This window comes from Pontibacter sp. CAU 1760, assembly GCF_054482735.1.
In genome coordinates this window covers 1-11,721 of the sequence record NZ_JBTLRL010000008.1, presented here as the reverse complement: position 1 = coordinate 11,721, position 11,721 = coordinate 1, and the positions used below count along the sequence as shown (strand labels likewise).

General features: G+C 49.6%; 9 protein-coding genes. 4 read left to right on the top strand and 5 right to left on the bottom strand.

Annotated elements, in window-relative coordinates; genetic code table 11:
• Positions 1-48: 48 nt before the first annotated feature.
• Positions 49-1,287, bottom strand: coding sequence for an MFS transporter (locus ACXYMU_RS12480; RefSeq protein WP_458986732.1), 1,239 nt, complete (start codon positions 1,285-1,287; stop codon positions 49-51).
• Positions 1,288-1,543: 256 nt separating this feature from the next.
• Between ACXYMU_RS12480 and ACXYMU_RS12475 the strand changes: the two genes are divergently transcribed.
• A complete protein-coding gene (locus ACXYMU_RS12475) occupies positions 1,544-2,032 on the top strand; it encodes a GAF domain-containing protein (protein WP_458986731.1) in 489 nt (162 codons plus the stop codon).
• Positions 2,033-2,131: 99 nt separating this feature from the next.
• Here ACXYMU_RS12475 and ACXYMU_RS12470 read toward each other — a convergent pair whose 3' ends face one another.
• A complete protein-coding gene (locus ACXYMU_RS12470) occupies positions 2,132-2,548 on the bottom strand; it encodes an ester cyclase (RefSeq protein WP_458986730.1) in 417 nt (138 codons plus the stop codon).
• A 410-nt stretch (positions 2,549-2,958) separates the two neighbouring features.
• Between ACXYMU_RS12470 and ACXYMU_RS12465 the strand changes: the two genes are divergently transcribed.
• Entirely contained in the window at positions 2,959-4,260 is a 1,302-nt protein-coding gene (locus ACXYMU_RS12465) for a T9SS type A sorting domain-containing protein (RefSeq protein WP_458986729.1), read from the top strand.
• Between the two features lie 72 nt (positions 4,261-4,332).
• Here ACXYMU_RS12465 and ACXYMU_RS12460 read toward each other — a convergent pair whose 3' ends face one another.
• Complete coding sequence (locus tag ACXYMU_RS12460; RefSeq protein WP_458986728.1) at positions 4,333-6,528, bottom strand: M3 family metallopeptidase; 2,196 nt, start codon at positions 6,526-6,528, stop codon at positions 4,333-4,335.
• 246 nt (positions 6,529-6,774) lie between these two features.
• Here ACXYMU_RS12460 and ACXYMU_RS12455 point away from each other — a divergent pair, with 246 nt between their 5' ends.
• Positions 6,775-7,227, top strand: coding sequence for a hypothetical protein (locus ACXYMU_RS12455; RefSeq protein ID WP_458986727.1), 453 nt, complete (start codon positions 6,775-6,777; stop codon positions 7,225-7,227).
• A 153-nt stretch (positions 7,228-7,380) separates the two neighbouring features.
• Positions 7,381-7,620 carry a hypothetical protein gene (locus ACXYMU_RS12450; protein WP_458986726.1) on the top strand — a complete coding sequence of 80 codons (240 nt, stop codon included), beginning with the start codon at positions 7,381-7,383 and terminating at the stop codon, positions 7,618-7,620.
• A 101-nt stretch (positions 7,621-7,721) separates the two neighbouring features.
• Here ACXYMU_RS12450 and ACXYMU_RS12445 read toward each other — a convergent pair whose 3' ends face one another.
• Together ACXYMU_RS12445 and ACXYMU_RS12440 are read right to left on the bottom strand one after the other, a co-directional pair.
• A complete protein-coding gene (locus tag ACXYMU_RS12445; RefSeq protein ID WP_458986725.1) occupies positions 7,722-9,857 on the bottom strand; it encodes a glycoside hydrolase family 97 protein in 2,136 nt (711 codons plus the stop codon).
• Between the two features lie 349 nt (positions 9,858-10,206).
• Positions 10,207-11,070: a 3-keto-disaccharide hydrolase gene (locus ACXYMU_RS12440; RefSeq protein ID WP_458986724.1), complete on the bottom strand. Its 864-nt coding sequence runs from the start codon at positions 11,068-11,070 to the stop codon at positions 10,207-10,209.
• Positions 11,071-11,721: the final 651 nt, after the last annotated feature.

Genomic DNA, 11,721 nt, shown 5'->3' with positions numbered 1-11,721 from the left:
AGGCCCTTTAATGGTAACATTATTTGCGGACAAAGGCCATGATCCAATTTAAGCCGGTTCTTGCACAGGAGAGGCTACCGGCGTGCGTTGCATCCGAACCTCAGAGAACAAGCCTACGCCAACGGTAAGTAAACCGGCACCCAGCAAAACCACCTCGGCCCCAAACAAATCTCCGATAATGCCGGCGGCTATGGCACCTGCCACATACCCGAAGTCGCGCCAAAACCGGAAGATCCCCAGGCTCTGCGAGCGCTGGCTGGGGTGTGTGTTGTCGGCTACCAGCGTCAGGAAAGTGGGGTATACCATGGCTGTGCCCAAACCTACCGCTGCCAGCGCTAGGCCCATCGTAGCGTAAGACCCCACAAAAAAGAGCGTGGCCACCGCTGCGCCCTGCACCAGCATGCCTATGCATAGCAGTTGCTTGCGCGAGTAGCTGTCTCCAAGTTTGCCCGTGAACAATTGCCCAATGCCCCATACAGCCGGGTATATGCCCGCCAGAAAACCGATTTCCACAATGGTATAGCCTTTAGAACTGAGCACAACAGGCAACAGCCCCCATAACACACCGTCGTTGATTTTGGTTACGAAGCCATTCATCGTCACCGACCCTAGGTTAATATGGCGCCAGGTCGTGTCTTTCCAGATGCTTGGGAGCAGCGGTACGGTGCTGATGGCCGCTTCCGCCTGCACGTGTGCCTTTGTGTCGCGCACCCAAAATTGTGTCAGCACTATACCTGCCACCGAGAACGCAATGCCCGGAATAAAGGCATAGGTCACATCGCCAGTGGAAGATACAATGTACCCCGCCAGAAAAGAAGCAAGGCCTACCGCCAGGTAACCGGCAAACTCGTTGATGCCCATGGCCAGGCCACGGTTCTTTTCGCCTACCAGGTCAATCGTCATCACGATGCTGGCCGTCCAGGCGATGCCCTGGTTCAAGCCCAGCAGCAGGTTGGCCACAATCACCCACCACCAGCTGTCGGCATAAACCAGCAGCCAGGGTACAGGCAAGGCAAACAGCCAGCCTGCCAGCAGCAACTGCTTGCGGGTATAATGGGCTGAGAGTTGCCCCATAAGCATATTGGCCACTGATTTGGACAAGCCAAAAGCAATGATAAACGTTAAGATGGCGGAATGGCCTTTCATGCCAAACATCGTTTCGGCAAATCGGGGAATTACGGCGCGTTCCAGGCCAACAGTGGCTCCGATGAAGCCAACGATCAGCATCAGCAGCCAAAACTGGCCTGCGTTTTCCTTTAAGCCCAGTTGGGTTGTTGTCTGTGTCATGTTGCCGGAGTCTGAATAGGTAGCGGGACATACCCGGGAATAGTGAGGTGTCGCCCGATATCAGAATGATGTATAAACTTCAAAAGTAGCGCAGTAGCCCCACACCGCAAAGGTATACATGGCTTGATTTTAAAGTTTATGGAACAACAGCGTAAGAAGCTGCCGTATAGTTTTAAGCTGTGCAAAGGTGGCAATAGGCACAGGTTTTAGTATCTTCGCTGAAGCACAACACAGATCAATAACTTAAATTATACCTATGACGACAAGGGTTTCAGATATATTGGAAAGTTTACAGCAAGCGCAGGACATCGTAGATTGGCAAAACCTGTTGCAAGACACGATCAGCGCTTTCGACTGCTCTGCGGGCACGCTGCACTTTTTAAATCAAACCACAAACCTGTTGCAATTGCAGGCACAGGTAGGCATTCCGGCTTTTCTGCTTCCTAAAATGGCTGCCATACCTGTTGGCAAGGGGATGGCAGGGATTGCCGCAGAGCGTATGGAACCGGTAGAGATGTGCAACCTACAGACCGATGATTCCGGCGTGGCAAGGCCTGCTGCCAAAGAAACCAAAGTGGAAGGCTCCATTGCGGCGCCACTTCTGCTGGACGGGGAACTGTACGGCACTATTGGGGTGGCTAAACCTGTACCTTATGATTTTACAGCAGAAGAAACCAGCAACCTCATGCAAATAGGGGAGGCCATCAGCCGCTTCCTGCGCGCCAACAACCAGAGGCCCGCATAAAAGCCAAGCATATTTTTTGTGATCAAGGCATAACTGATCTCAATAAAAACGGCTCCTCACGCATGAGTGGGGAGCCGTTTTGGTTTAAGGAAATGCCAGTTAAGCTTTGAGGCCTTCCTCAATTTGCTTTAATATACCCAATTCGTCGGAGCTGCCCCACCGCTCTACAATTTTGCCATTTTCGAAGCGGGCGATCTGCACACCGCGGGCACTTATTTTTTTACCCGTTGCAGGCAAGCCCATGAAATCGCCTTTGTGGGTTCCGGTCACAGTGTAGGCAATGGCCACATTGTCCTCGTCGGCAACCATGTGGTCTACTGCCACCTTTAGGTCAGGGAAAGCCGAGCGGAAAGTGGTGAAAAACTGCACGAAGCCTTCTGGGCCGGATCCTTGGTCTGGTGCAGGGTCGTGGTCTTTCACATGCGGGGCCATCAGGTCATGAAAACGCTGCAAGTTTCCGGTGTTGATAGCTTCCCCAAATTGTTTTTGTGTTTCTATATTCTGTTGTTTGCTCATAGTGCGGTTAGTAAAGATAAATTTTGCATCCTTTCTACTCAGAAAGGCTTTGCCTGTGTACGAACACTAAACTATTTGTTTGCCTAATGTTCAGGATTAAAAGCCAATTTACAGATGAATAAAATATCATATTTAAACGAGGGGCACTTGTGCACTACATGCTTTTGGTCTGGCCCTATCGAAATAAATGCCGTGCCAATGCGGAATTATTGTAGTCTGGGGCCGCATTTTCGGGGAAAGGCTTTAAATATTTATGGTATTATAGCTAGAAGACTATAAGCCTGGCCTAATGCTAAACCAGGGCATGATTGTATTTAATTTTTTTGTATTGAAAATTTTAATATTAGTAAACATATAATTATATATTTCGTTAATGGTATGCAGTATACAAATTGTTAATAGATGTGCATATGAAAACAAAGCTCTACTACGCTTTAACTAAACTTCGCCTTCGCCCTCTTTTCACTGTCGTTTTACTAGCCAGCGTACTGCTGCGCGCAAATGCACAGCACCCTGAAAATATTTTCCCGGCCCCGCTTAGCAGCGCGCAGCAAACGGGCATTATGGTAAGTGAAGTAATTACCACCACAAACAAAACTTACGCGCTGACAAGTCTGGAGATTGGAGCCAAAGTGTTCACCGACCGAACCTATGGCGTAACCGCTGTGCCTTCTTCTTTGGAGGGGGCCACCTTGCTGCAAACCGCCAACGACGACAAGCAAAACAAAGACGCCAAGATGCTGTCCTTTGTGTTGAGCCAAAAAGCAACCGTAGTAGTGGCCTATGACCCAAGGGCAAAGAAGCTACCGGGCTGGCTGACCGGATTTCAGAAGCTTAGTGAAAACATCGGGGTAAATGACTCCAGGATCAGCAGCATGGATCTGTATAGCAAAGAGTTTCCGGCAGGTAAGGTGAGCTTAGGCGGCAACCTGTATGGTCCGGCAACAGGGGCACTCAACAACTATTTTGTGATGGTGACGGAGAAGATTGTACCGGTGCTGGTAAAAGACATCGAAACCACAACAGGGAAAACCTACATCCTCTCGCATCTTTCTGAGGGCGTAACGCATTATTCTGACCGGGCTTACAAAGTAAACGCAGTACCTGAGTACCTTGTCGGAGCCCCGTTCATCAAAACGCCCAATGTAGATAAAGCCAGTACAGCCACTATCGCGCTTTCTTTCGAATTAGGGGAGAAAGCCACTATGTATGTTGCTTACGACCCAAGGGCTACGGCGCTTCCTTCCTGGTTGGAAGGATGGCAGAAAATGCCAGAAAAACTCGGCGTTGACGACTACTCCATTTCGGAACTGGATTTGTATATGAAAGCGTTTCCGGCGGGTAAAGTAAGCCTGGGAGGTAATTTAATGGCCCCGGCCACAGGCGCTATGAGCAATTACGTGGTTGTGATAAAGCCTGAGAAACCGTTGGACAGCGTTAAAGAGAAAATCCGCAGCCTGGTGATATATCCTAACCCCAACGCAGGTACCAGTTTGTCTGTTATGCTGAAGAAGTATGGGAGCGAAGAACAGGTAAACATCACCTTGTTTGATCTCCTGGGGAATAAGCTATACACCACCGATGTACTGACTGATGCCGGGGGTGATGCAACGGTGGAATTGAATTTTAACCGGCATGTTGAGAGCGGCCTTTACATACTGCGCGCCAGTAGCAAGTCGGCATCGCTGCAACGCAAGTTAGTGGTGAATTAACTATACAAAGCCCATCAAATAAGAAAGGAGCAGCTGTCAGGCTGCTCCTTTCTTATTTAGGCTCTCGCAAGCTTATTTGCTGGAGGTAGGTTTAGGAACCGGGAAACCGCGGTCACGCATTAAGGCATCTATCTTGGCATCGCGGCCACGGAACTTGCGGTACGCCTCTGCGGGGTCCATGGAGTTGCGCGGCGCAAACAGGTATTTCACCAGCTTGGCGGCTACTTCCTTATCATAAAATCCGCCTGGTGCCTCCTCAAATGCTTCGGCAGCATCCGACGTCAACACATCGGCCCATAGGTAGCCATAGTAGCCGGTGGCATATCCCTCGCCAGAGAATACGTGCCCGAAATGCGGTGAACGGTGGCGCATCACAATCTCCTTCGGCATATTCAAAGCTTCCAGCGTCTCGCGCTCAAACTTGTCTGCATCCATGCCCTCTGGGTCAACAGTATGGAATTTCATGTCCATCAGGGCAGAAGCCAGGAACTCGGTGGTGGCAAAACCCTGGTTAAAGGTAGAGGCGTTTTTGATCTTGGCAATCAGAGAGGCTGGCATCACCTCGCCGGTTTTGTGGTGCTTTAGGAACTGGTTTATCACCTTGTCCGTCGATAACCAACGCTCCAGCAACTGCGAATGGAACTCGGTATAGTCGCGCACGCCACTGTTCAGCGTTGGGTACTTTACGTTAGATGCCAGGAAATGCAGCGCATGGCCGAACTCGTGGAAAAACGTAGTGGCATCATCCCAAGACACCAATACTGGTTCGCCTGGTGCTGGCTTAATGAAGTTAGAGTTGTTCGACGACAACACCGTTTCCTTACCGTTGAAGGTGGTATGGCTACGGTACGTTGTTGCCCAGGCCCCAGAGCGCTTGCCCTGTCGCGCAAAAGGGTCGAGATACCAAAGGCCGATGTGCTGTCCGGTGGTCTTGTCTTTTACTTCCCATACCTTCACATCCTCATGGAAAACAGGTACAGAGCCTTCCGGCACAGGGGTAAAGGCAAAGTTAAAGAGCTCGCCAGCCGTAAAAAACAATGCCTGCGTCAGGTTGTCTAGCTGCAGGTATTGCTTTACTTCATCAGAGTCGAGGTCGTATTTCTGCTTGCGCACTTTCTCGGCGTAGTAGCGGTAGTCCCAAGGCGAGATGGGGATCTTCTTGCCACTGGCATTGGCCACGGCCTGCATGTCGGCCACTTCCTCCTTCACCCGGGCCAGGGCTGCGGGCCAAACGGCGTCCATCAGTTCCATGGCGCGCTCAGGCGTTTTGGCCATCCGGTTCTGCAAACGCCACTGGGCATAGTTTTCATACCCCAACAGCTGCACACGCTCATCACGCAGCTTCAGAATCTTGGCAATGTTCTCGTTGTTATCGTACTGGTCGGCATTGTCGGCACGGGAATAGTAGGTGTTCCATACCTTCTCGCGCAACGCACGCTCATCCGAGTATGTCAGAAACTGATCCATAGACGAGCGGGTGTTGGTTACCGCATACTTGCCGGCCTGGCCACGGTCTGTGGCGGCCTTGGCGGCTGCTTTTACAAAAGACTCCGGCAGGCCGCTCAGTTGGTCTTTTGTCAGGTATACCACATAGTTTTCCTCATCGGCCAGCACATTGTTCGAGAAGGAGGTATAAAGTTTGGAAAGCTCCTTGTTGATGGCGGCGTACCGTTCTTTGGCTGCGGCATCCAGGTTAGCGCCTTCCATGGCAAAGTCCTCATACACCAATTGCACCACCCGCTGCTGGTCGGCTGGCAGCGGTGCTTTCTGCGACTTGTCGTAAACCGCTCTGATGCGCTGAAAAAGCTTCTCGTTCTGAGAAATTTTAGAGCGGAACTCAGACAGCTTGGGGGCCATTTCCGCCTGAATTTCGCGGAACTCCGGAGAAGAAACATTGCTGCTCCAGATACCATAATACGTCATAGCGCGGCCAAGCTCTTCGCCTGCCTTTTCCATCGGCACAAGGGTGTTCTCAAAAGTAGGGGCCGCTGGGTTGTTCGCAATTTTCTCGATCTCGGCCAGTTGCAGTGCCATACCCTTTTCTATGGCAGGCTTCAGGTCTTCCAGCTTCATCTTATCAAAAGCCGGTACCCCGCCATAAGGACCTTGGAATTTTGCCAACAGGATGTTGTCCTGCTCTTTTTGCTGCTCAAAAGCAGTTGCGGTTGTTTGGGATGGTGTTTGTGTTTGGGAGGCCGTGCAGGCACCCAAGCCAAGTATGGCCAGTAAGGCTGATTTTTTTCCAGCCAATAGAAGCTTATTCGTCATGTAAATGAGTTAAAGTGAGTAATGCAGCGCGAGTTAAACGCTTTAGGTTGTTATTTGGGCCATAAGTTACAAAAAACATGCCGTTGGTGCGGAATATTATCATAGTCTGTCAAGCAACGCTACCTCGGTAAACCGGATATTTTTGGAGTTGGAAGGTATAGCCTGTAGTTTTGAACATCAGAGAGCGCGAATGGTTTTTGAAATATAAACGATTGAACTCTCTATAACTCTTTATACCAGTACGCCATGTCAGAGATCACCCGAAGCAAGCAAACCATTCAGCAACTATACGACAGGGTATTGCCAACCCTAGGCCAGCAGGTGCACCAAAGCCTGGAGCCTGTGCTGCCGATGTTTGAGAATTTTGGCATAGAGTTGATCGTGGATACCTGGACGAGAGGCCCTCGTGTAGAGCCCGATGATGTAGTCAGCATTGCGCAGGGAAACGTGTTGCATCTGGGCATCCGGGTGCGGCTAGAGGGCTTCAACAGACCGGGGGCAGAACCGTTCGACCTGACCAAGAACCTGGTCTTTACTTTAGAGGAGGATGATTATACCATTGGCCCTGACAAGCAACAGACCTGGCTCCGCAAGGATTACCTGCAACGCTGGGAGAGAGAAGAGTATGAGGTGATGGCGGTCAAGTGGAGCGAAGAGATAATAGATGACATGACGCAGCGACTGGAAAAACTGATCTAACGCCAGGTGATTAAGTCGTTTACATCGGTTCAGTAGCGAGGTGAGCCATTCTACATTTTTGGATACTATGAAGCGGACATGCTTTGGTATAAAAATTTATTCGCTTTATCGCATTTGTTTCGTAACTTAAGATACTCACCAAGGCGAAGCGATATGTATACCACCGTGTTCAGGTTTGAGGCCACGAGTCCCTATGTGCAGGTAAAGCGGCCCGTCGGATTAGAGATATATAACCGCCTGCTCTGGAAGGCAACCGCTATCGCTAAAACCGGAAAAAGGATTCTGAAAAGAGGATTAATTATCTATACTCCGATCCCTGCCTACTTGGATGGGCCCACAACGCTGGAGGTATACTGGGATTTCAAAAGCCCGGAAGAATACGGAGTCGGGTAAGTATGCCGCGATGATACCGCTTTAAAAGCAGAAGGCTTGCACCACAAAGTGCAAGCCTTCTTTAATATTATTGTGAGTGAGTCAAAGCCCCTCAGCTTATGTTAGATTTTGTCTAACCCTCTCAGGTCTTTTCTGTCAGCTACTTTAACGCTGACAGCCACTCCACCACCAGGGGCAAGATACTGCTTCAGGGTGCTTTTAGGCGTTACCTCTACCTTACGGATAGTGTACTTCTGCGGGTTTTTGTTCCAGCTGGCGTCTTTTGCATCGGCGTAAATAGTGGCGATGTAGCGGTTGCCTTTCGGCAGGTAGCTGAACGGGATGGTGGCTGTACGAGCCGTCTCATCTGTTACGCCTCCTACATACCACTCGTCTTTGCCCTTCGCCTTACGGGCAATTGTCACGTAGTCGCCTGGTTCAGCTTCCTGAATGTAAGTGTCATCCCAATCGATGGCCACATCTTTGATAAACTGGAAAGCATCCGGGAAACGCAGGTAGTTTTCCGGAAGGTCGGCAGCCATCTGCAATGGGCTATACATGGTTACATAATAGGCAAGCTGCTTTGCCAGCGTGGTGTTCACGCGCTGGGTGCTACCGGTTCCGTAGTACGAAAGGTCTGTCTGGAAGATACCGGGGGTATAATCCATTGGGCCGCCCATCAAACGGGTAAACGGCAAGATGGTGGTATGCTCCGGCGCAAGGCCGCCCATCGACTCAAACTCGGTGCCGCGGGCAGATTCCTGCGCAATCCAGTTCGGGTACGTGCGGTGCAAACCGGTAGGTCGGACGGCCTCATGACTATTCACCATAATCTGGTAGTCTGCGGCTGTTTTGGCTACATGGATGTAGTGGTTTACCATCCACTGGCCGTCGTGGTGCTCCCCGCGCGGAATGATCTTGCCTACATAACCTGTTTTCACAGAGTTATACCCGTTGTCTTTCATGAATTGGAAAGCTTGGTGCAGGCGGCGCTCATAGTTAGTGGCGGAGCCGGATGTCTCGTGGTGCATCATGATCTTTACGCCCTTGGAGGCGGCGTACTGGTATAATTCTTTCACGTTAAAGTCAGGGTACGGCGTCACGAAATCGAATACCTCTTCTTTCCAGTTGCCAAACCAGTCTTCCCAACCAACGTTCCAGCCTTCCACCAGCACAGCATCAAAGCCATTTGCAGCTGCAAAATCAATATATTTCTTTACGTTCTCGTTCGTCGCGCCATGGCGGCCGCTTGGTGTCAATTTCTTAGGGTCATCGCTTAGTTTTACGTTTGTTTCGGTGCCATACGCCCAGGTGCTTTTACCTGCCACAAAGTATTCCCACCATACGCCAACATATTTTACCGGCTTAATCCAGGATACATCCTCGTAAGCGGTTGGCTCATTCAGGTTCAGGATAAGCTTAGATGCCAGAATGTCCGTTGCCTTATCGCTTACCACAATGGTACGCCAAGGCGTTTGTGCGTCTGTTTGCAAATACGCTTTGTTCCCAACTGCATCTGGCACCAGGTGCGCGCTCAAGCGGTAGTTTTTCGGGTCCACGTTCAGCTGCATGGCGGGATAGTTGATCAGGGCTGCCTCGTGGATGTTGATGTAAAGCCCGTTGTCCGTCTTCATCATAGCGGGCGTCTGCACCGACAGGGTATCGATCGGGGATTGCGCGTGCACGTCGATGGTAGCTTTCTCTATCAGGTTCGGGATCTCGGAGATCTTAGACGTGGTATAGGCATACTCATTTGTGTCATAGTCGCCCCGGATCCAGAAAATCTTGTGGTTACCTGCCAGGTTAAACTCTGTGTGCTCATTCTCTACAATGAAATACTTGAGTTGGTCCTGCTTCGGAAACTCATAGCGGAAGCCCAGCCCGTCGTTAAACAAACGGAAGCGGATGCGGATAAAGCGGTCCTTCTGCTCCGGCTGTGCCAGAGTAACCAGCAACTCATTATAGTTGCTTCTGATTTTGCTTTGCTCTCCCCAAACCGGAGTCCAGGTGGTGTCTTGAGCGCTTTGCTTTGTATTGGTGACTTTAAAGCCTTTCATAAAGGAAGGCACGTCCTGGGTTTCAAGGCCAAGGCGGCTTTGCTTGATGACAGGCTTTTTCTTAAATGTCAGCTGATAGGAGGGAACACCGTTTTCCAACAACTCAAACTTAAGGGTAAGGTTTTTGTCCGGAGAGGTGATGACCTGTGCTTCAACTAATGTCGTTACCAGCAACATGGCCAGTAATAGAAATTTACGCATGGTTAAGATGGTATAATGAATTTATGATTGCTAGGGGTGCTACCCTAGGCATACAAAATTATGCAAAATCCATTCCTTAGGAAAACGCCCTGCCTAACCATACCTTACTCAGTTACCTGCAAAGCACTGGCCAGCCATTAAAAACAGGAATGAGAATGGCATCCTACTGCAGCATACTATTTTGCTGCTGACCTGATGCGATACAAATGTAAAGCGATGCTAAAACGATTTGAAGTCGCAGGGACACACCGCTATAGCCACAGCCTTTTTTGGAGAAGGCATCGGGAAGCGCATGTACGCTGTTGAAACAAACTGTGAGACAGGTTGCCAAATAAGCGACAACCTACTTTTATTTCTTTTTGAGTGTGTCTAATTTTTTGATTTTGACATCGCGAAACTCAATTCCCTGGCCTTCGCTCTGTAAGGCAATGTATCCTTCTTTCAAAAGCTGTCCCTGCTGAATCACTTGTTGGTCGTAGTTATTAGCTATACCTCCGCCAATCTGTGGTAAGCTGTATTGCAATACCGTGTCGCCATTAATAAGGTGCGTTACCAACGAGTCTTTATATACTATAAGGTCCGCCTTAACCCACTGGTCCCACTTAAAGGTTTTGGAGGAGGAGTCGATGCAATGCCTGGGGTCGATTTTTCCCTGGTAAACCACATCGGTGCCTGGCGAGCACATATTACCCGTAGGCCGCGGTTTGCCATTGTCCTCACCCGCCAGCAACTGAAACTCTACAGATACAGGCCAGTCCTGCTCCTTTAGGATAGTAGAGGGCGCTTGCGAATGAAACATAATACCACTATTCCGATAGGTATAATCCGGTGCATCCTCCAGCCACTCATCCGTAAACCGGTATTCCAGACTCAAATGGTAAGAGGAAAAAGGCTCCTTGTAAAACAAATGCCCATACCGGTTATCGAAATCCCCATACCCATCATAACTCACCTGGATCTTATCATCTTTCACCCGAAACGTTTGTGCATAATTATCACCTACTTCATGGTGGTGTATCTTCACAATCCAATCATCGAGGTCTTTGCCATTAAAAAGCGACTGCCACTCATTCGATTTACCTTGCTGAAGGGATGAAACAGGAGGTTCAGATGAGCAGGAAGAAGTAAAAGACAGCAGAGAGATACAAGATAGCGCAACAAGAGATGCTAAAGAGCCTGATTTAGGCTTATAATATACCAGTTTGAAGTTCATGTAGCTAGATTTTGTAAGATCAGTAAGGTAAATGGGTATAACTACCACTTATTAAATATATAAGGAAAGTAGGCTACCGCAAAGGCATATAGTAACTTATTCAATCCATGGCTGAGATTACAATGACGTTGCTCAAGAAAACAGCTGAGGGTTGCTTTTAGTAATTTCAAAACTATTCCCGCTCGCTTAGAGTGCGTTAGCTAAGAGGAGGGGGATTCTGGCTGTTTTTTTCTGGCGGGGGCCTTGCATCGCAGTTCTTTTTGCCTACTTTTGCATCCCGGTTCAGCAGGAACGTCGGGAAAGAGAGGATGAGAGCGGGGGCAGGTTCAGGGCAGAAAAAAACTTCGCCTGTCTGCTTGTTCGGGACGGAAAGGTGCTTACCTTTGCAACCCGGTTCCGAAAGGGGGCCGCTTCGTAACACAGGGTTCAGGCCCTGCTCGCTTCGAAAAAAACTTTCCTTTGTTGCTTGCGGAAAGGGAAAAGGTTCTTACCTTTGCAACCCGCTTCACAAGGAAGCCTTCGCTGAAAGGCAAGAAAAAAAGATTGAAAAAAGATTTGCAAACTAAGTGAGAAGTTCACTACCTTTGCACCCCGCAAAAGAGCGAACGGCTCGGGGGAAACAGGAAACACAGGCCGAAAGGCACACGCTAG

What these genes read in the sequence shown, in the direction of transcription:
- ACXYMU_RS12470 (WP_458986730.1), bottom strand. Translation starts at nt 2,548, where the DNA reads ATGAGCAAACAACAGAATATAGAAACACAAAAACAATTTGGGGAAGCT.
- ACXYMU_RS12480 (WP_458986732.1), bottom strand. Translation starts at nt 1,287, where the DNA reads ATGACACAGACAACAACCCAACTGGGCTTAAAGGAAAACGCAGGCCAG.
- ACXYMU_RS12460 (WP_458986728.1), bottom strand. Translation starts at nt 6,528, where the DNA reads ATGACGAATAAGCTTCTATTGGCTGGAAAAAAATCAGCCTTACTGGCC.
- ACXYMU_RS12475 (WP_458986731.1), top strand. Translation starts at nt 1,544, where the DNA reads ATGACGACAAGGGTTTCAGATATATTGGAAAGTTTACAGCAAGCGCAG.
- ACXYMU_RS12455 (WP_458986727.1), top strand. Translation starts at nt 6,775, where the DNA reads ATGTCAGAGATCACCCGAAGCAAGCAAACCATTCAGCAACTATACGAC.
- ACXYMU_RS12445 (WP_458986725.1), bottom strand. Translation starts at nt 9,857, where the DNA reads ATGCGTAAATTTCTATTACTGGCCATGTTGCTGGTAACGACATTAGTT.
- ACXYMU_RS12465 (WP_458986729.1), top strand. Translation starts at nt 2,959, where the DNA reads ATGAAAACAAAGCTCTACTACGCTTTAACTAAACTTCGCCTTCGCCCT.
- ACXYMU_RS12440 (WP_458986724.1), bottom strand. Translation starts at nt 11,070, where the DNA reads ATGAACTTCAAACTGGTATATTATAAGCCTAAATCAGGCTCTTTAGCA.
- ACXYMU_RS12450 (WP_458986726.1), top strand. Translation starts at nt 7,381, where the DNA reads ATGTATACCACCGTGTTCAGGTTTGAGGCCACGAGTCCCTATGTGCAG.